Here is an 18,944-nt window from a genome sequence, read left to right as displayed (position 1 = left end):
GTACGACTCACTCGCCTGATGGCGTCATCGTTGGTTATGCCAGAATGCGGGTGCGGATGACATCGGCGATGCTGGGTTCCTCATTACTGCCAATCACCAGATCGGCACGCGCTTTGATTTCGTCAGCGCTGTTGCCCATGGCGACCCCCAGTCCTACGCCTTCCAGCATGCTGATATCGTTAAAGTTGTCGCCGAATGCCACGACGTCTTTCATGCTGATGCCCTGCTCGCCAAGCCATTGCTGGAGCAGTTTGCCTTTGCTATTGCCGGTTTGGGCGATATCAACCTGATCCTGCCACGACCACTCGCACGCCAGTCCGAGCTGTTTTTCAACTTCTGCGGCAAAATGGTTCAGCGTGGGGACATCGGCGTGCGTGGTCGCGAATTTCCAGATAGCGTGCGATGCTTCCGTTTGACGCACCAGATTTTCCACCTGCGCAAAACGCGGGCGCTGTTGTTCCGGCAGGTTAGCCGCCCACGCCAGCGTGCGAACCACGTGTCCGGTAGGGTACTGATAATACATATCGTCATCGGCATACATCAGCCCATGAATATCAAATTCTTCCAATAGCGTAATGACATTTTTCGCCTGTTCCACTGAGAGTGGATTGGTGTGCGATGCCTGACCCTGCTGGTAATCATAGACATAGGTGCCGTTACAGCAGATGGCGGGCGTATCTAACTGCAATCCCTGATAAAAAGGGTGAATGGCAGAGTGGTGACGCCCGGTGACAATCATCACTTTTATACCTTGCTGGCGGGCCAGCGCGAGTGCGCTCAGAGATTCGGGTAGGATTTTTTTCTGTTGATTCAGCAGAGTACCATCAAGATCAAGTGCAATTACTCGGTAGGTCATCGTTGTCTCGCAAATAAAAATGTGGATATCGAATGAGCCTTACGATAAAGGACGCGGCGAGAAATAGACAGACAACAGCGAGATAAAAGTGCCTGAGATCCATTTGATGACGAAAGATGTCGTGCGGTGGGAAGTCATGCCAAACGCGAAGTGTGGTAACGCCATTGTCGATTTTGTATACTTTCAACGGCTTATCATCTATTTTTTAAGCAATTGACCAAAACGCGGCTTTACAATGTGCGACGTACTGTTTATAGTGCGCGTCATTGCGGAGGAGTGGCCGAGTGGTTGAAGGCACCGGTCTTGAAAACCGGCGACGCGAAAGTGTTCTAGAGTTCGAATCTCTACTCCTCCGCCACTTTCAATCTCGACCTTTCTTTTCTTATTCTTTCTCTCTCTTCTTGATTATCTCTGACAATTTGCAGTCATATTTTCTACTTTACTCGTTATAGCTGCACCTTTAGCGCCTGCTAATCAAATCGTTTTCCAGCCAGTACAGAATCACCTCAACAATATAGCGCTGCTCTTCGTCACTCAGCGGCTGGTGTTGGGCGATGTGATGCCATTTTTCCAGACATTCCCGGCAGCAGGTTGCAGTGGCATGTTGTGCAATAAACACGGGATGACCGCGCATCGGTGTCTGTTTGCCATCATTGACCGGATCCGCCGGTGCCAGCCTGTGTGCGATAAAATCGGCGGCGTGGGTGGCGATCGTTTCCTTACCTTTGCTGTAGCAATAGTCTCTCTCTTTGGCACCCAACGTAAAACGCTGGCGGAAAGGGGAACGCGACAGCCGGGAAAACAGCGAATCAAACGTGGTCATAACCTAAAAGTCCGTAAAGTATGAACGATGCAAAAATAGGGACGTGCGGACACTGCCGTATAAATCAATCATTACTTAAATCAGCCATTACTTAAATCAATAGTAGCCTTGCGCTGTCTCTGTAGAATAGAGTGATTGGTCATTTATGGTATACCGTGCGTCAGGTTGAGCAAGTTTGTTATCCTTTCAATGAACCGCTTTTATGCCTTCCTGAGCCGCCACATTCGCGTGAAATAAGGAGAATACGATGCAGCAAGTTGTTTATGTCGCCAGCCCGGAAAGCCAGCAGATCCACGTTTGGCAACTCGGTGCTCAGGGTAATCTGACATTATTGCAAACCGTTGATGTTCCAGGACAGGTTCAGCCGATGGTGATCGCACCGAACAAGCGCCACCTGTATGTCGGTGTTCGTCCTGATTTCAGGGTTCTGAGCTATCGTATTGATGAACAGGGTAAATTGACGGAGGCGGGTGTGGCGTCTTTACCGGGCAGCCCGACACACCTGTCTACCGATAACGACGGACGTTTCCTGTTCAGCGCGTCTTACAGCGGCGCTTGTGTTAGCGTTAGCCCGATTGGTGCGGATGGCATCGTCGGCGAGCCGATTCAGCAACTGGACGGACTGGAAGGGTGCCACTCTACCAATATTGATCCAACCAACCGGGTTGTGTGGGCACCGTGTCTGAAAGAAGACCGTATCCGTCTGTACGATCTGGGTGCGACGGGCGAATTGAGCGTACACCGTCAGGCCGAAATGACGACGGTAGCGGGGGCTGGTCCACGCCATATGGCTTTCCACCCCAATCAGCGTTTTGCCTATTGTGTGAATGAACTGGACAGCTCGGTAGACGTGTACCAGTTGGATGCAGCCAGTGGTGAGTTGGAGAAAGTACAAACGCTGGATGCCATGCCAGCGGGCTTCAACGACACACGCTGGGCGGCAGATATTCACATTACGCCAAATGGCCGCTTCCTGTACATCAGCGATCGTACTGCCAGCCTGTTGAGCGTTTTCCAGGTGTCTGAAGACGGCAGCGCGTTAACGCTGACCGGTCATCAGCCGACTGAGACGCAGCCGCGCGGTTTCAATATCGACAACACCGGTGAGTTCCTGATTTCAGCAGGGCAGAAATCTCAGCACATTGAGGTGTATCACATCGATCAGAACACGGGCGATCTGCAACCGCTGGCGCGTTACGCCGTCGGTCAGGGCCCAATGTGGGTGTCGGTGCTGGCGCTGGATTAAGTTGGTATGCTCCCCTATGAAGGGGAGCATAATGGCTTACTGGGTAAGAAAATCCTTCACGTCTAGCAAGATAAACTCATTATCGTCTGCCTCGTTGGGCTGACGGCTGGATGAGAATGGGAAGTTATTGTCATTGCCAACAATGATATGGTGATCATCAACAACATCGACATTTTCGATCGTCATAAACGGGAAGGTGAATACACCTTCTGTCAGCGGCTTACGTGCCAGGTGTTTGGGATCTTGAATGTTCATGAGGTCGAGGTAAGCTGATTTATCGACAGGTTTACCTACATTGTCATCAGAAAATCCCACTTTGTAGATTCGCTTAAAGCGAGCTGGTGCACTGAAACAGTCCGTCGTCGTGGCACCTGTCTGACAGGCTTTGTCCATTGTACCTTCGTTGCTGTCACGTTCGATGATTAACCCCTGTCGATCGTCAATCATGTTGAAATCGCCGATCGCGTTCTGGTTATCTTCCAGCACGTATTGCCAGCTACGACCTGTCCAGATTTGTTTTTTAACATCAAACTCCAGAACGCGCAGATAACGTTTACCCGCGATATTTTCATACTCTTGGCGTGCGCTGTCCCATAATGCACCTTCCAGCAGTGGGTACAGTTTTGAACCATCTTTTGAGACCGCCATACCTTCAAAGCCTTTCGAGCGAGACACCTGAAAGCTCGGTTTGCCGTCTGGCGTGCCGGGAGAGGGCTGTGTTGCATTATCCGGCGATTTCACTATCTTGCCATCAACGTAGGTATCGAAAACCGCTTCTATTTTTCCTGTCAGATCCGCTTTGATGAGATAAGGACCGAACTCCTCACCAACCCATAAGCTGCCATCTGCAAACTGAAAACTTTCCGGGTCGAAGTCGGCACCGGTAAGATAGCGTTTGTCTGTGCTTTCGTTGACGATATGGAACGGCACTCGTTTATCGGGATCGTGCAGGAATACCGTTTCCAGCCGACTCGCGGTATTGTTCTTAAAATCCATTTGGTAGTGATTCAGGTACAAAAGTGAATCGGGAGAATTCGCTTTGGTGCCATAACCGTTGTCTGTCAGCACCCAATAGGTGCCATCAGGCATATGTTTGATGCCAGAATGGCCTTGCAGCGGTTGCCCTTCAACGGGAAGCGCAAGCCCCGTTAGTCGATCCGCAGATTTTGCTGGCACGCTGTTTAGCGCCGTGACGCGTGAACCTGTCGTGTATTTACCGCTGACTTTCATGTCTGCTGGTGCATCATTGGGCGCGGGGATAAAAGATTTTGCGAGCATAACTATGTGGCCCGCCAGTTCAGCCGTCGAGGCGGTAGTTGCCGATGTTTGCGTGGCGAATGAATGATTCAATCCCAGAAGTGTGAAAAGTGCCAGCGTTGGCCAACGGAGGGGGAAACGGTGATACGTTCTCATTACGATTCCTTTTGGAGTCATGGTGAATAAGCCGTAAGGTTAGTCACTATAGAAATCGACAATGACAGCAGTATGAAAACAGGCGCGACATCCTGATGCCGCGCGCAGGGGAAGAAGATAATGAGAGGGCGCTTAGCCTCGGTATTCGATAATCGACAAACCCGCGTTGTAGTCCGTGCTATAGATGATGCCGTCGGCATCCACAAACACATCACAAGACTGAATAATCTGCGGCCTGCCGGGACGTTTATCGACCATGCTGGCTGGCGCGGCAGGCACCAGTGCACCGGTTTCTTTCGGCTGATATGGATTACTGATGTCGTAAGCGCGCACGCCCGCATTTTGATACGTGGCGAAGATCAATGACGAACTGATGAAGCTGCCGGGCCGGTTTTCATGCAGGTTATGTGGGCCAAAGTGTGCGCCTTTCTTCACATAGTCTGCCTCTTTCGGCTGCGGGAAGGTGGCGATGCTCACCGGATTACTCGGTTCGCGAATATCGAACACCCAAATCAATTTCTCGCCATCTTCCTGATTATCCAATACCGCTTCATCCAACACGATCAGCAGATCGCGATCCGGCAGCGGTAGCGCGGTATGGGTGCCGCCGCCAAACGGTGGGCTCCAGTTACGGTGGCTGATGAGCTGTGGATTAGTGCGATCGCTCACGTCCAGTAGCGTCAGCCCGCCATCGCGCCAGCTTCCATAGGCGGTGTCGCCACTGATGATGGCGTGGTGAAGGGCGTAACGCTTACCTTCCGGCCAGCTTGCGCGTTCTCCACCAGCTGTATGCATGCCGGGTAGCCAGTAACGACCAGCAACTTCCGGGCGCTGTGGGTTGGCCAGATCGATAGTCAAAAAGATGTAGTCACTGTAGCCATCGAGCAGCGCGGAGACATAGGCCCAGCGTCCACCCACATACCAGATGCGGTGAATTCCGATACCGTCCAGCGGCAGGAAGCTGATTTCACGCGGCTTATCCGGCGTTGAAATATCAAAAATCCGTAAGCCGGCACTCCAGCTTTTGCCCTGCTGTTTGGTACTGACCGTATCGGCGACGGAGCGAGTGTAATAGACCTTTTCCTCGGCGAAGCTGGCATCCGCAAACAAATCGCGCGCGTTGACGACAAGCAGCAGGTCATCGTGCGTTTGCAGATGGATATTCCAGGTACCGGGCGGGGCGGCGATAAACCCCGCTGGCCTTGGGTTTTTGGCATCGCGCACATCCACAATCGACACGCCTTGTGAAACCATATGCCCGATGTAAGCGTAGCCGCGATGAACCATCACCTGCACACCATCGGGTCTGCCGCCCTGATCGCTGTGTCCAATCAGCCGCATATTGCGGCTGTAATCGGGGGTGGGCAGAGGAGTCGATGCCATAACGTTATCTCCGTATTATTTCGCCTGTTTGGCTTCCAGTGTAGCAAACCACGGTGCGATAAAATCATCCGTGTGGCCCCAGCCTGGGATGATTTTTGCCAATCCCGCGACGTTGACGGCACTCGTCTGGCTGGCTAACAGCGCCTGCGGAATCGCCGCAGCGCGGAACTCGTAGGTGGCAGGCGTAGGCTCACCGGCTATCTTGTTGGCAACCAGACGCAGGTTAACTTTACCGATCAGTTTTGGATCGACGGCCACGCTGACTTTCCACGGGCTGCTCGCTTCGCGCATCAGCTGTAAATCCTGATTGGAGATGTCGATGCTGTACAGTTTGATTTCTGTCCGGCCATTTTCTTTCAATGCCTTATAAGCGCCCTGGCTGAAGGCATCCCACGATCCCCAGATCGCATCGATTTTGCCTTTCGGGTATTTCGCCAGTACTGCGCCGACTTTGTTCGCGGTATCGCCCTGTACGTCAGAGGACACGGCGCCAATCGATTCCAGTTCCTTGATGCCGGGGTTAGCTTTCAGGATCTGTTGATAGGCGAGTTGGCGGCGTTCCATCGGCGGGAAGCCAGCAACCCACAGTTTGATGATATTGGCTTTGCCGTTGAAATCCTTCACCAGCTGGCCGAGTGATTCGTTAGTCAGCGAGGCATCATCCTGCTGGGTGACGGTCACGCCCGGAATTTCGCCGTTCACGGCGGTATCAAACACGGAGACGGCAATACCGCTGTCGACGATGCGTTTAATCAAATCGGTAGAGTAGGGATCGCGACCCTGTGACAGGATGATACCGTCATATTTCTGACTGATAGCCTGATTTACGAAATCCTGAAAGCGGGCGTCATCGCCGTTGCTCAGGAAGGTACTGACCTTGAAGCCCAGTTTTTTACCTTCTTCGAGCACGCCGGAAACAAACTGCGTAGTGTTGTCGTCCGATCCCAGATTGCGGATAACGGCGATGCGAACCGGGCCGTTATGATTGGCAATAGCAGCCGGAACGGGAGCAATAGTGGCGCTCTGATTGGCCAGTGCCGGTAATGCGGTCAGTAAGCTCAGTGCAAGCAGGGCAGGCGTAAATTTCTTCATTATCAGCTCCGTGGCGTTTTATAAATGGATCTTGTGTTGACGATAGTGTGTTGTGTCGATGGCAGTATTGTTATGTTTTCTGCGTTACTACTTTATAGCTGTCTTTATGTCTGGATGTCTATTTAAAAATAATACTGCATCATAGCCATTGAGCGATAGTCGGGAAAGCGGGGAGCGTTATGACGTTTGGATGTAAGTTATAACGATTTGTGCTGACTACGGATAAAAGAAAAATGCCCGCGAGGCGGGCATTTGAGGAGGTGATAAAATGAAAAGAACGTGAATTATTTCTTCGCTTCTTTCTCTTCCATTTCACGTGCCCAGCGTGGGTGGTGTTTACGCGCCCAGCGTTTGGAAACTTTGCCTTCAATCATCCCTTTGATCGATCCTTTGACCCAGAACGCCATGTACATATGGATCAGGATGGCGTGGATGAGGACGATAGCCGCAGCAGCGTGAATCAGAATAGCGTAGCGCACGATATCAATCGGGAACAGGTGGGCGAAATAGGGGCGCCACATGATAACCCCGGTGATCAGCAGTACCAGCGTCAGCCCCATGATGCTCCAGAACATCATCTTCTGACCTGGGTTATATTTACCCACCTCAGCCACTTCATGCTCATTGCCTTTTAATACCTCAACAATATTGAGGAACCACGGCAGATCGCGCTTCTTCGGGATGTTATGACTAACAAACCGGAAAAACATCGGGATCAGACAGATGACGATCAGCACGCCAAAAAACGGGTGCAAAATACGCCCCATTTGTGGCGTACCAAACGTCTGCGTCAGCCATTGCAGGGTTGGGAAGAACAAAGCAATACCAGAGAGCGCGACCAGGAAAAAGCTAATCACCACAATCCAGTGACAGATGCGATCGATAAACTTGGTGCGCAAAATCATTTGTGGCTTACTCATGTTTGTCTCCCCCTTCTTTGTCTTCTCCCTCGTGCTCATGATCCATTTCCTCAGTGTTCGGACCGACACCGACATAGTGGAACATTAACCCGGCGAACGTGGCGACAAACCCTAACGCGGACAGCGGTTTCAGAATGCCTTTCCACAGATTGACCGGCGTGGAAATCTGCGGGTTATCTGGCAGATTGTGATAGAGCGATGGTCTGTCCGCGTGGTGCAGAACATACATCACATGTGTACCGCCCACGCCCTGCGGATCGTAGAGGCCTGCGTTTTCATAACCACGGCTTTTCAGATCGGTGATGCGTTCTTCCGCCAGATGCTTCATTTCGTCTTTCGTACCGAAACGAATGGCGCCGGTCGGACAAGTTTTCACACAGGCCGGTTCTTGCCCAACGCTGACTCTGTCGACGCACAACGTACATTTATAGACGCGATTATCTTCTTTGTTCAGACGTGGAATATTGAACGGGCAACCGGCGATACAATAGCCGCAGCCGATACAATTCTCGGACTGAAAATCAACGATACCGTTGGCATACTGAATGACGGCACCAGCGGAAGGACAGGCTTTCAGACAGCCCGGATCGCTACAGTGCATACAGCCATCTTTACGGATCAGCCATTCCAGACGGTCGTTCTCTTCCACTTCGGAAAATCGCATCAGCGTCCAGGATTTGGCGCTCAGATCCGCCGGGTTATCATAAACCCCGAGGTTATGGCCGACTTCATCACGAATGTCGTTCCACTCTGAACAGGCCACCTGACAAGCTTTACAGCCGATACAGGTGGTGACATCGATCAGTTTTGCCACTTCGCTTTTGTCATTACGCACATGCGGAGGCGGTGTAAAGCCGTTGGTGGCCGAACGTTTAATAATATCTTGTGATTGCATTGACATAGTTGGCTACCCTTACACCTTCTCTACATTAACCAAAAACGCTTTGTACTCAGGCGTTTGTGAATTAGCGTCACCGACGCTCGGGGTGAGTGTGTTAGCCAGGAACCCTTTACGGGTGGTTCCCTCAAAGCCCCAGTGGCAAGGGATACCAACGGTTTCCACGCTGTGTCCGGCAATTTCCAGCGTTTTGATTCGCTTGGTGACCACTGCTTTGGCTTTGATGTAGCCACGCTGGCAGGAAACTTTGATTTCATCGCCTGCTTTAATGCCTTTGCTTTTCGCCAGATTTTCACCGATTTCGACAAACTGTTCCGGCTGCACAATTGCGTTCAGACGTGCGTGTTTTGTCCAGTGACGGAACAATTCGGTAATCGAGTATGTCGTCGCCACGTAAGGGAAGTCCTTCGCGGTGCCCATGGTTTTCGCATCGCGTTCAAACAAACGCGCCGCCGGGCTGGACACCACCGATGGATGCAGTGGGTTAGTACCAATAGGCGATTCGATCGGTTCGTAGTGCTCAGGGAACGGCCCATCTACCAGTTTGTCTACGGAGAACAGACGTGCCAGACCTTCCGGCAGCATGATGAACGGCCCGGTGTCTTTGCCCGGCGGGACGGTCGCGGCGAAGTCAGGTACATCAATGCCTTGCCATTTCTGACCGGTCCATTCCAGCAATTTACGCTTGCTGTCCCACGGTTTCCCTTGCAGGTCGGCAGACGCGCGGTTGTAGAGAATGCGGCGGTTTTGCGGCCAACACCATGACCAGTTCGGCGTGCAGCCGAGACCCGCATCGGCGTTGTCGCGTTTATCCATCTGGTTGCCCGCTTCTGTCCAGCTACCGGCATAGATCCAGCAGAAGCTGGATGTGGAGCCGTCATCGCGCAGTTGCGAGAAATCAGCAACCTGTTGGCCTTTTTTCAGGATCAGCTTGCCGCTGTCGTCGTAGATGTCCGCCAGCGCCATGCCGTTGGCTTCGCGGGCGATCTCTTCCGGCGTTGGGTCTTCTGGGTCTTTATAGTTCCAGTTGATGTTCATCAACGGGTCGGGGTAGGCGCCGCCTTCTTCTTTATACAGTTCACGCAGACGCATCAGCAGTTTACCGAGGATTTTACCGTCGTGATGGGCTTCACCTGGTGGCTCAGCCGCCGCCCAGTGCCATTGCAGCCAGCGGCCGGAGTTGGCGATCGACCCATTCTCTTCAGCAAAGCAGGAAGAGGGCAGACGGAAGACCTCAGTCTGGATGGATTTCGTATCCACGTCGTTGAATTCGCCATAATTCTGCCAGAATGTAGACGTTTCCGTGACCAGTGGATCGATGATGACCATGTACTTGAGCTTGGAGAGTGCTTCGGTCGCTTTATTCTTGTTGGAGAACGCGGCAACGGGGTTAAAGCCCTGAACGATGTAGCCGTTCATTTTGCCTTCCACCATCAGCTCGGTTTGCACCATGACATCGTAGCTACGATCCCACTTCGGCAACCAGTCATAACCCCAGTTATTCGCTGCCTGCGCGTTGTCACCGTAGAAGCTCTTCATCATGCTGATAAAGAATTTTGGCGTATTTTTCCAATAGTTAACTTGATCGGACAGCAGCGCCGTTGGCGTGATTTGACCCAGATAAGTTTTAAGATCCGGCTGTTTTTCTGACGGCAACGGCATATAGCCCGGCAGATTTAACGACAGCAGGCCAAGGTCGGTATAGCCCTGAATGTTAGAGTGACCGCGCAGGGCGTTGATACCGCCACCTGCCATACCGATGTTGCCAAGTAACAGTTGGATCATGGCCGCTGAGCGAATGATCTGTGCACCGTTGGTGTGGTGCGTCCAGCCCAGTGCGTACATGAAGGTTGCGGTTTTATTCGGTACACAGGTTTCGGCGAGCGTGCGGCAGATCGTTTCATAATCTTTGGCTGAAGTACCGCATAGCGATGTCACCATTTCCGGCGTATAGCGGGAAACGTGTTTTTTCAGCAGATTCCAGACGCAGCGCGGGTGGGACAGTGTGGTATCCCGTTTGGCGAAGCCGGATTCATCGAGCTCATACTGCCAGCTGGATTTATCATATTGACGTTTTTGTTCGTCGTAGCCGCTGAACAAACCTTCGTCAAAATTGAAATCTTCTCGTACGATCAGGCTGGCGCTGGTGTAAGACACCACGTATTCATGGTGAATTTTATCGTGTGTAATAAGGTAGTTAACAATACCTAGCAGAAAGGCGGCGTCTGACCCAGCGCGAATAGGCGCGTAGAGATCGGCAACGGCCGCGGAGCGGTTGAAACGCGGATCGACAACGATCAGTTTCGCATTATTGTGCGTTTTCGCTTCAACGGCCCATTTGAAACCGACCGGATGTGCTTCTGCCGGGTTACCGCCCATGACGATGATGACGTTGGCGTTTTTGATATCAACCCAGTTGTTGGTCATGGCACCACGACCGAATGTCGGTGCCAGCGCGGCGACGGTTGGGCCGTGACACAGGCGAGCCTGACAGTCGATGGCGACCATGCCGAGAGAGCGGGCAAATTTCTGGTCGAGAATGCCGGTTTCGTTGCTGGCGGCAGAAGAGCACAACATGCCAGTGGTCAGCCAGCGGTTGACCGTTTCGCCTTTGGCATTGGTACGTTGGAAGTTGGCGTCGCGGTCAGCTTTCATCAGGCGCGCGATGCGTTCGATCGCGTCTTCCCAGCTGATTCGTTGCCATTTGTCTGAGCCTGGCGCACGGTATTCAGGATAGAGCAGGCGGTTTTCACTGTGAATGTAGTCGACCAGACCCGCACCTTTCGGGCAAAGGGAGCCACGGCTGACTGGATGGTCCGCATCACCTTCGATATGAAAAACGGAAGGTTTTGCGTTCTTGGCGCCATCGCCCAGGCTATACATGAGCACACCGCAGCCGACCGAACAGTATGTGCAGTTGTTACGCGTCTCTTTTGCGCGTAGCAGCTTATATTGACGTACTGATGCCATTGCTTCCGTGGGTGTAAAGCCCAATACCGCGAGAGTGGTTCCAGCCATCCCCCCCGCGCAAACTTTAAAGAAACCTCGTCTATTCAGTTGCATTAGTTTCCCTGTGTAATTATGTGTCATTTTTGTTGCGAGCAATTTAACAACACATAAGATGTGGGCTTTGCGCAAAATCAAAATTTAAGTATTTAAACCCCCATTACACCTATAAAGAGGTATATTTTTTATTCGTTATATTATGTAATACATAACGATTTTGTTATTTCATGGTTACAAACTATGCGGAGCGGCGAGTCGGTCGGCAGGAAATACGCGGGGATTTGTGGCGAAATTGTTGCAAAAAAAAGCCGGATAAGAATCCGGCTTGATGTGATGATTATTTGACCTGCATGCCCGGTTGGGCGCCGCTGTCTGGGCTTAGCAGGAAGATATCTTTCCCGCCCGGACCCGCAGCCATCACCATCCCTTCTGATATGCCGAAGCGCATTTTACGCGGTGCCAGATTGGCGACCATGACGGTTAAACGGCCTTCCAGCTTAGCCGGATCGGGATAGGCTTCACGAATGCCGGAGAAAACCTGACGGGTTTCGCCGCCCAGATCCAACGTCAAACGTAATAGCTTGTCAGAACCGTCAACCAATTCAGCTTGCTTAATCAAGGCGATACGCATATCGACCTTGGCAAAATCGTCAAAGTTAATGGTGTCCTGCACTGGGTTGTCCGCCAGCGGACCAGACACGACTTTTTGCGTCGTGACCATGTCTTCTTTAGACGCGTCAACCATGGCGTTGACTTTATCCAGATCGATGCGGTTGAACAGCGCTTTGAATGGGCTTACCTGATGGTTCAACAGCGGGGTGGTGATGGCGTCCCAGCTCAGTTCCGTGTTCAAAAATGCTTCTGTCCGCTGTGCCAGCGATGGCAGTACCGGCTTCAGGTATGTCATTAATACGCGGAACAGGTTGATACCCATTGAGCAAATAGCCTGTAGATCGGCATCCCGACCTTCTGCTTTCGCCACAACCCACGGCGCTTGTTCATCAACATAGCGGTTGGCGATATCCGCCAGCGCCATGATCTCTCGAATGGCACGGCCGGATTCACGGCTGCTATAGGCTTCCGCAATGCTGGCGGCAGCATCGGTGAAGGTTTTGTACAGTTCGGCATCGGCCAGTGTGTCCGCCAGTTTGCCGTCAAAACGCTTGTTAATGAAACCGGCATTGCGCGATGCCAGATTGACGACCTTGTTCACGATGTCGGCATTCACGCGCTGCACGAAATCTTCCAGATTAAGATCGATGTCATCAATGCGAGAAGACAGTTTTGCCGCGTAGTAATAACGCAAGCAATCGGCATCCAGATGCTGCAGGTACGTGCCTGCTTTAATGAAGGTGCCGCGCGATTTAGACATCTTGGCGCCGTTGACCGTGACGTAACCGTGCACGAACAGGTTCGTCGGTTTACGGAAACCGCTGCCTTCCAACATCGCCGGCCAGAACAGGCTGTGGAAATAAACGATGTCTTTACCGATGAAGTGATACAAATCGGCGTCTGAGTCTTTCTTCCAGAAATCATCAAAATTCAGGTCGCCACGTTTGTCGCACAGATTTTTGAACGACCCCATGTAACCGATTGGCGCATCAAGCCAAACATAAAAATATTTGCCCGGTGCATCAGGAATTTCAAAACCGAAATATGGCGCGTCGCGGGTAATGTCCCACTGTTGCAGACCAGAATCGAACCACTCCTGCATCTTGTTGGCAACTTGCTCCTGCAATGCGCCAGAGCGTGTCCAGGCTTGCAGCATCTCGCTGAATGCGGGCAAATCGAAGAAAAAGTGCTCGGTGTCACGCATCTCTGGCGTGGCACCAGATACCACTGACTTCGGTTCGATCAGCTCAGTTGGGCTGTAGGTCGCACCGCAGACTTCGCAGTTATCGCCGTATTGGTCGGCAGCCTTACATTTCGGGCAGGTACCTTTAACGAAACGATCCGGCAGGAACATGCCTTTTTCTGGGTCATACAGCTGAGAAATCGTGCGGTTTTTAATAAAACCGTTCTCTTTCAGGCGACCATAAATCAGACCAGACAGCTCGCGGTTCTCTTCACTATGCGTGGAGTGGTAGTTGTCATAGCTGATATTGAAGCCAGCAAAGTCCTGCTGATGCTCCTGACTCATCGCCGCAATCATCTCTTCCGGCGCAATACCCATCTGCTGTGCTTTCAGCATGATTGGCGTGCCGTGGGCGTCGTCCGCACAGATAAAGTGAACCTGGTTGCCGCGCATTCGCTGGTAACGAACCCAAATATCAGCCTGAACATGTTCAAGCATATGACCGAGGTGAATCGAACCATTAGCGTAAGGCAGCGCGCACGTTACCAGGATTTTCTTTGCGACTTGAGTCATGAGGAACTTGCTTTCTTTTGTCAATAGAGGGAGATCGATGTTAACCGATAGCGCCTTGCTGCGTAAACCGCTGGCGTGAGTAAAACGGCAGGAAACCATATGGCAGATTTTAATTTGCGTAGTGTTTCCACGTTTTTAACGCCGAAGGGCGTCAGGCTTCCCTCGCTCTGGTATGCTATATACGGTCTCAACGGTCAAATATGAGAATTTCAAGGAGCCGGAATGAACGCGACAGTCCCCGAACAACGTCCTGAAGCACTGCGTGCGATGGTCACCGGGGTTTTATCTACTTTTCAGCACCCGACACTGAAAAATAATCTGACGACACTGAATGCGCTGCGTCATTGTGCGCTGCTGGATAACGTGTTGCATATCGAACTGACAATGCCGTTTGTCTGGCTGAGCGGGTTGGCAGTATTAAAAGAAACGGTTAGCGATGAGTTATTACGTTTATCAGGTGCAAAAGCGGTCGAATGGCGCTTAACACATGATATCGCTACGCTGCGTCGGGTTAACGATCAGGCTGGTGTGAAGGGCGTTAAAAACATCATTGCCGTCAGTTCCGGGAAAGGCGGGGTCGGCAAATCGAGTACGGCGGTCAACATGGCGCTAGCGCTGGCGGCTGAAGGCGCAAATGTGGGCATTCTGGATGCCGATATCTATGGCCCTTCTATTCCGACTATGCTGGGTTCGGCCAGTGAACGCCCAACCTCGCCGGACGGCCAACATATGGCGCCGATTATTGCGCACGGCCTGGCAACTAACTCTATTGGTTATCTGGTCACGGACGATAACGCCATGGTGTGGCGTGGGCCGATGGCGAGCAAAGCGTTATTGCAATTGCTGCAGGATACGCTCTGGCCGGATCTGGATTATCTGGTATTAGATATGCCGCCGGGTACGGGCGATATCCAACTGACGCTGGCGCAGAATATTCCTGTCACCGGTGCCGTCGTCGTGACGACGCCGCAGGATATCGCGCTGATGGATGCCATGAAGGGCATCGCGATGTTTGAAAAAGTCAGCGTGCCAGTACTGGGCATCGTTGAGAATATGAGCGTACACATCTGTAGCAACTGCGGTCATCTGGAGCCGATCTTCGGTACGGGCGGCGCGCAGAAGCTGGCGGAGAAATACCACTGTTCCCTGTTAGGCCAGCTTCCGCTGCACATCTCCCTGCGTGAAGATCTTGACCGCGGTGAACCGACGGTCGTCAGCCAGCCGGACAGTGAATTCACGTCTCTGTACCGTGAACTGGCGGGGCAGGTTGCCGCTCAGCTCTACTGGCAGGGCTCTGTTATTCCGAGCGAAATTTCTTTCCGCGCGCTGTAGCCCGCTATAAGGCCGGGATCTGTCCCGGCTTGACCCTGTGCCAGTCCTCGCTTCTCTGGGGCGCAATACGCGGAAAGGGTGGCGTGACGGGGGCTAACTCCCTATAATTGCGGCGTCAAAGCGCCTATTGGCGCATTCCCCTCTCTTTATTTATGTTAATCAGGTCGTTAATACCATGACTGATCAGTCTCACCAGTGTGTCATCATCGGGATCTCGGGAGCGTCCGCTTCGGGTAAAAGTCTTATTTCCAGCACCTTGTATCGGGAATTACGCGATCAGGTCGGCGATCAGCATATCGGGGTGATATCTGAAGACAGTTATTATAAAGATCAAAGCCACCTGACGATGGAAGAGCGGGTTAAAACCAACTATGACCACCCGAGCTCAATGGATCACAGCCTGTTGCTGAAACATTTGCAGATGCTGAAAGCAGGTCAGGCGATTGAAGTTCCACAGTACAGCTATGTCGAACACACCCGCAAGCAGGAAACGGTGCATATTGAGCTGAAAAAGGTCATTATCCTGGAAGGTATCCTGCTGTTGACGGATGCACGTCTGCGCGATGAGATGAATTTCTCTATTTTTGTCGATACGCCGCTGGATATTTGCCTGCTGCGTCGCATGCGCCGCGACGTGAATGAGCGCGGTCGTTCAATGGATTCTGTGATGGAACAGTATCAGAAGACCGTGCGCCCGATGTTCCTGCAATTCATTGAACCATCCAAGCAATACGCCGACATTATTGTGCCGCGCGGCGGGAAAAACCGTATTGCGATTGATATTTTGAAAGCCAAGATAAGCCAGTTCTTTGAATAAATTGTCCGAATCATTCAGGCTGCATGACCGAACGTTAATGTTTTAAACAACGCCAGCAGCGTGAAGTATGACGGAGATATGTCCTAAATAATTCGAGTTGCGTGAAGATGGCAACCGAGCGAATCCCCAGGAGCTTACTCAGGTAAGTGACTGTGGTGAGTAAGGGCTGCCAACGCACAAGCAGCTTGAAGTATGACGGAGATAGATGAGGTTTATCTGATAGATACCAGTGTCGAATGGAGAATAAGATGAGACTGTGTGACCGTGACATTGAAGCCTGGCTGGATGATGGCCGACTGGTGATTACGCCCCGTCCGCCGACTGAGAGAATCTCTGGCGCGACGGTTGATGTTCGCCTGGGAAATCAGTTTCGCGTCTTCCGCGGACACACTGCGCCTTTCATTGATTTAAGCGGCCCGAAGGATGAGGTCAGTGCGGCGCTCGATCGCGTCATGAGTGATGAAATCAATTTACCGGAAGGCGAAGCGTTCTTCCTGCACCCGGGAGAGCTAGCGCTGGCGGTGACGTTGGAATCAGTGACGCTGCCGGATGATTTGGTCGGCTGGCTGGATGGTCGTTCTTCACTGGCTCGTCTGGGATTGATGGTTCACGTCACCGCGCACCGTATTGATCCAGGTTGGCAAGGAAGAATTGTGTTGGAGTTCTATAATTCAGGTAAGTTGCCGCTGGCGTTACGTCCCGGCATGATGATTGGCGCTCTGAGTTTTGAACCACTTTCTGGGCCGGCGGCTCGTCCATACAACCGCCGTCAGGATGCCAAGTATAAAGATCAACAGGGTGCGGTAGCGAGCCGGATCGATAAAGACTGAGCGTCTGGCGACAGGCTTGTAAGGTAAAAAGCAGGTGGCCGTGCGTTTCACAATGAGGATGGCATGAGAAGATTTCTGACGACGCTGGCAATACTGCTTGTCGTGCTGGTAGCAGGAATGACGGCTCTGGTCGTACTGGTTAACCCGAATGACTTCCGCGCCTACATGGTGAAGCAGGTTGAGGAACGTAGCGGCTATCGTCTCCAGTTGGACGGCGATCTGCGCTGGCACGTTTGGCCGCAGCTGAGCATATTATCCGGCGGAATGTCGTTAAGCGCGCCGGGTTCCAGTGCGCCGATTGTCAGCGCGGAGAACATGCGCCTTGACGTGCAACTGTGGCCATTGCTGTCGCACAAGCTCGCGGTCAAGCAGGTGATGTTGAAAGGGGCGATTATTCGCCTGACGCCGGAAAGTGAAGCCAAACAGGCCAATAATGCCCCCATTGCCCCTGCGGGATCGCAAGCGCCATCTGAAGAGCGTCGCTGGCGGCTGGATATCGATAAGATAAAAGTCGCCGATAGCCTGTTGATTCTGCAACGCAGCAATAATGAGCAGATTAATGTTCGCGATATTAATCTTGCTATGGAGCAGAACAGCGACCGTCAGGTCAACATCGAATTATCAAGCCGTATCAATCGCGATCAGCGCGATATTGCTTTCTCCCTTGCCGCAGATGTCGATTTGCTGCATTTCCCTCAACAGGTCAATGCCAATATCACCAAGCTGGACTTCCAGCTTCAGGGGGCAGAAATACCGCCTGGCGGTATCAGTGGAACGGGGAGCGTTCAGGCCAGTTATCAACAGCAGCCTGAAAAAATCACGTTTAGCCAGCTTTCACTTAATATCAATAATAGCCAGTTATCGGGAGCGGGGAGCGTGACGCTGGGTGATATCCCACATTACGATTTGGATCTGTTGTCTGAGAAGCTGGATTTGGATTCCCTGCTGGGAATCGAGGTAGTAAAGGGAAACAGCACGTCCAAGGCACCGGTTAAATCATCCACTCCCGTCATTTCGAATGAAAGTGGATTAACCAAGCCAGAAAGCGCCTTACAAGCATTCACGGCGCGTCTGTCGTTGCAGGCCGCGACGATGATCTACCGTGGGCTTGATGTCCGCCAGTTTACGCTACGGGCAGAGAATCAGCCGGGGTTGCTGGATATTACGACATTGAGCGGTGAACTGGGCAGTGGGCATTTCTCATTACCCGGTAAAGTTGTGACGAAGCCATCAACCAACATTACGTTACGGCCAGAACTCAAGGACGTTGAGCTGTCCCAGCTGATGTCCGCATTTGCGCTGCCCACTGAGACGGTCAGCGGAAAATTGTCGATGGCAGGGCAGTTCAGCGGAAACAGCTTTGCCCTACCTGCGTTGCTCCAGCAGTGGCAGGGAACGGCGACGCTGCAGGCTAATAGTGTCCGCCTACAGGGTTTGAATATTCAGCAAATGGTGCAGATGGCTGTCGCGCGTAGTAATGGCAATGTGCGAGGGCAAGAGCGCTACGAACGTTACACTGAGCTGCAACAGTTGACGGGAAAAGCCCAACTCAATGCGGGTAAGTTACGCCTTACCGATCTCAATGGCCGTTCAGAGCTGCTGTCACTCAGCGGTGTTGGACAATTCGATTTGCCCGCTCAGACATGTGATGTCAATGTGAATGTCTCTATCACGCAAGGATGGCAGGGCGATGAGCAACTGGTTAGCGTGCTGAAAAATACGGCGATCCCATTACGCGTCTATGGCGAGTGGGATAAATTAAATTATCAGCTACAGGTAGACCAACTGCTGCGTAAACGCCTACAGGACGAGCTGAAGAAACGTCTGAATGACTGGGCCAGCCAAAATCAGCAAAGCCAAAAGGGCAAAGATCTGAAGCAACTTCTCGATCGCCTTTAATTTTCTAACACACCGTGCTTTAGTCGGTTTGCTGATTCCTGTCAGCAAACCGGCAGCTTCT

Annotated in this window: 14 protein-coding genes and 1 tRNA gene; 6 read left to right on the top strand and 9 right to left on the bottom strand. The window is 52.1% G+C overall.

Annotated features, from left to right (window positions below):
• Nucleotides 1–34: 34 nt before the first annotated feature.
• Nucleotides 35–856 (bottom strand): pyridoxal phosphatase, encoded by an 822-nt coding sequence (locus I2D83_RS15605; protein ID WP_039504427.1) that lies wholly within the window; start codon nucleotides 854–856, stop codon nucleotides 35–37.
• 270 nt (nucleotides 857–1,126) lie between these two features.
• Here I2D83_RS15605 and I2D83_RS15600 point away from each other — a divergent pair.
• Nucleotides 1,127–1,214 (top strand) — tRNA-Ser (locus tag I2D83_RS15600).
• A gap of 102 nt (nucleotides 1,215–1,316) precedes the next feature.
• On the opposite strand, the gene I2D83_RS15595 is transcribed toward I2D83_RS15600, so the two are convergent.
• Nucleotides 1,317–1,679, bottom strand: a complete 363-nt coding sequence (locus I2D83_RS15595; protein ID WP_181848248.1) for a DUF4186 domain-containing protein — start codon at nucleotides 1,677–1,679, stop codon at nucleotides 1,317–1,319.
• A gap of 247 nt (nucleotides 1,680–1,926) precedes the next feature.
• On the opposite strand from I2D83_RS15595, the gene pgl reads away from it, so the two are divergent.
• Nucleotides 1,927–2,925, top strand: a complete 999-nt coding sequence (pgl, locus tag I2D83_RS15590) for a 6-phosphogluconolactonase (protein ID WP_194429829.1) — start codon at nucleotides 1,927–1,929, stop codon at nucleotides 2,923–2,925.
• Between the two features lie 36 nt (nucleotides 2,926–2,961).
• On the opposite strand, the gene I2D83_RS15585 is transcribed toward pgl, so the two are convergent.
• The 7 genes from I2D83_RS15585 to metG form a co-directional block, all read right to left on the bottom strand.
• Nucleotides 2,962–4,338 carry an esterase-like activity of phytase family protein gene (locus I2D83_RS15585; RefSeq protein ID WP_194429830.1) on the bottom strand — a complete coding sequence of 459 codons (1,377 nt, stop codon included), beginning with the start codon at nucleotides 4,336–4,338 and terminating at the stop codon, nucleotides 2,962–2,964.
• A 132-nt stretch (nucleotides 4,339–4,470) separates the two neighbouring features.
• Complete coding sequence (locus I2D83_RS15580) at nucleotides 4,471–5,721, bottom strand: LVIVD repeat-containing protein (protein ID WP_194429831.1); 1,251 nt, start codon at nucleotides 5,719–5,721, stop codon at nucleotides 4,471–4,473.
• A 15-nt stretch (nucleotides 5,722–5,736) separates the two neighbouring features.
• Nucleotides 5,737–6,813 carry a sugar ABC transporter substrate-binding protein gene (locus tag I2D83_RS15575; protein WP_194429832.1) on the bottom strand — a complete coding sequence of 359 codons (1,077 nt, stop codon included), beginning with the start codon at nucleotides 6,811–6,813 and terminating at the stop codon, nucleotides 5,737–5,739.
• A 284-nt stretch (nucleotides 6,814–7,097) separates the two neighbouring features.
• Entirely contained in the window at nucleotides 7,098–7,733 is a 636-nt protein-coding gene (fdnI, locus tag I2D83_RS15570; RefSeq protein ID WP_015839559.1) for a formate dehydrogenase-N subunit gamma, read from the bottom strand.
• Nucleotides 7,726–8,634: a formate dehydrogenase subunit beta gene (fdxH, locus tag I2D83_RS15565; protein WP_180778402.1), complete on the bottom strand. Its 909-nt coding sequence runs from the start codon at nucleotides 8,632–8,634 to the stop codon at nucleotides 7,726–7,728. The genes fdnI and fdxH overlap by 8 nt, the downstream gene beginning before the upstream one ends.
• A 12-nt stretch (nucleotides 8,635–8,646) precedes the next feature.
• On the bottom strand, nucleotides 8,647–11,694 hold the full coding sequence (gene fdnG, locus I2D83_RS15560) for a formate dehydrogenase-N subunit alpha (RefSeq protein ID WP_205946885.1): 3,048 nt from the start codon (nucleotides 11,692–11,694) through the stop codon (nucleotides 8,647–8,649).
• 280 nt (nucleotides 11,695–11,974) lie between these two features.
• On the bottom strand, nucleotides 11,975–14,005 hold the full coding sequence (gene metG / locus I2D83_RS15555; protein WP_205946884.1) for a methionine--tRNA ligase: 2,031 nt from the start codon (nucleotides 14,003–14,005) through the stop codon (nucleotides 11,975–11,977).
• A 222-nt stretch (nucleotides 14,006–14,227) separates the two neighbouring features.
• On the opposite strand from metG, the gene apbC reads away from it, so the two are divergent.
• The 4 genes from apbC to asmA all read left to right on the top strand — a co-directional run bounded on the left by apbC (nucleotide 14,228) and on the right by asmA (nucleotide 18,883).
• Nucleotides 14,228–15,337, top strand: coding sequence for an iron-sulfur cluster carrier protein ApbC (gene apbC / locus I2D83_RS15550; RefSeq protein WP_015839563.1), 1,110 nt, complete (start codon nucleotides 14,228–14,230; stop codon nucleotides 15,335–15,337).
• 175 nt (nucleotides 15,338–15,512) lie between these two features.
• The gene (gene udk / locus I2D83_RS15545; protein ID WP_015839564.1) at nucleotides 15,513–16,154 is read left to right on the top strand and encodes a uridine kinase; all 642 of its coding nucleotides are present in this window, start codon (nucleotides 15,513–15,515) and stop codon (nucleotides 16,152–16,154) included.
• Nucleotides 16,155–16,402: 248 nt separating this feature from the next.
• Complete coding sequence (gene dcd, locus I2D83_RS15540; RefSeq protein ID WP_015839565.1) at nucleotides 16,403–16,984, top strand: dCTP deaminase; 582 nt, start codon at nucleotides 16,403–16,405, stop codon at nucleotides 16,982–16,984.
• A 63-nt stretch (nucleotides 16,985–17,047) separates the two neighbouring features.
• Nucleotides 17,048–18,883: an outer membrane assembly protein AsmA gene (asmA, locus tag I2D83_RS15535; protein WP_205946883.1), complete on the top strand. Its 1,836-nt coding sequence runs from the start codon at nucleotides 17,048–17,050 to the stop codon at nucleotides 18,881–18,883.
• Nucleotides 18,884–18,944 lie beyond the last annotated feature (61 nt).

The sequence above is a fragment of the Pectobacterium aroidearum genome (assembly GCF_015689195.1).
GTDB lineage: Bacteria > Pseudomonadota > Gammaproteobacteria > Enterobacterales > Enterobacteriaceae > Pectobacterium > Pectobacterium aroidearum.
This window is presented reverse-complemented; position numbering and strand designations above follow the sequence as displayed.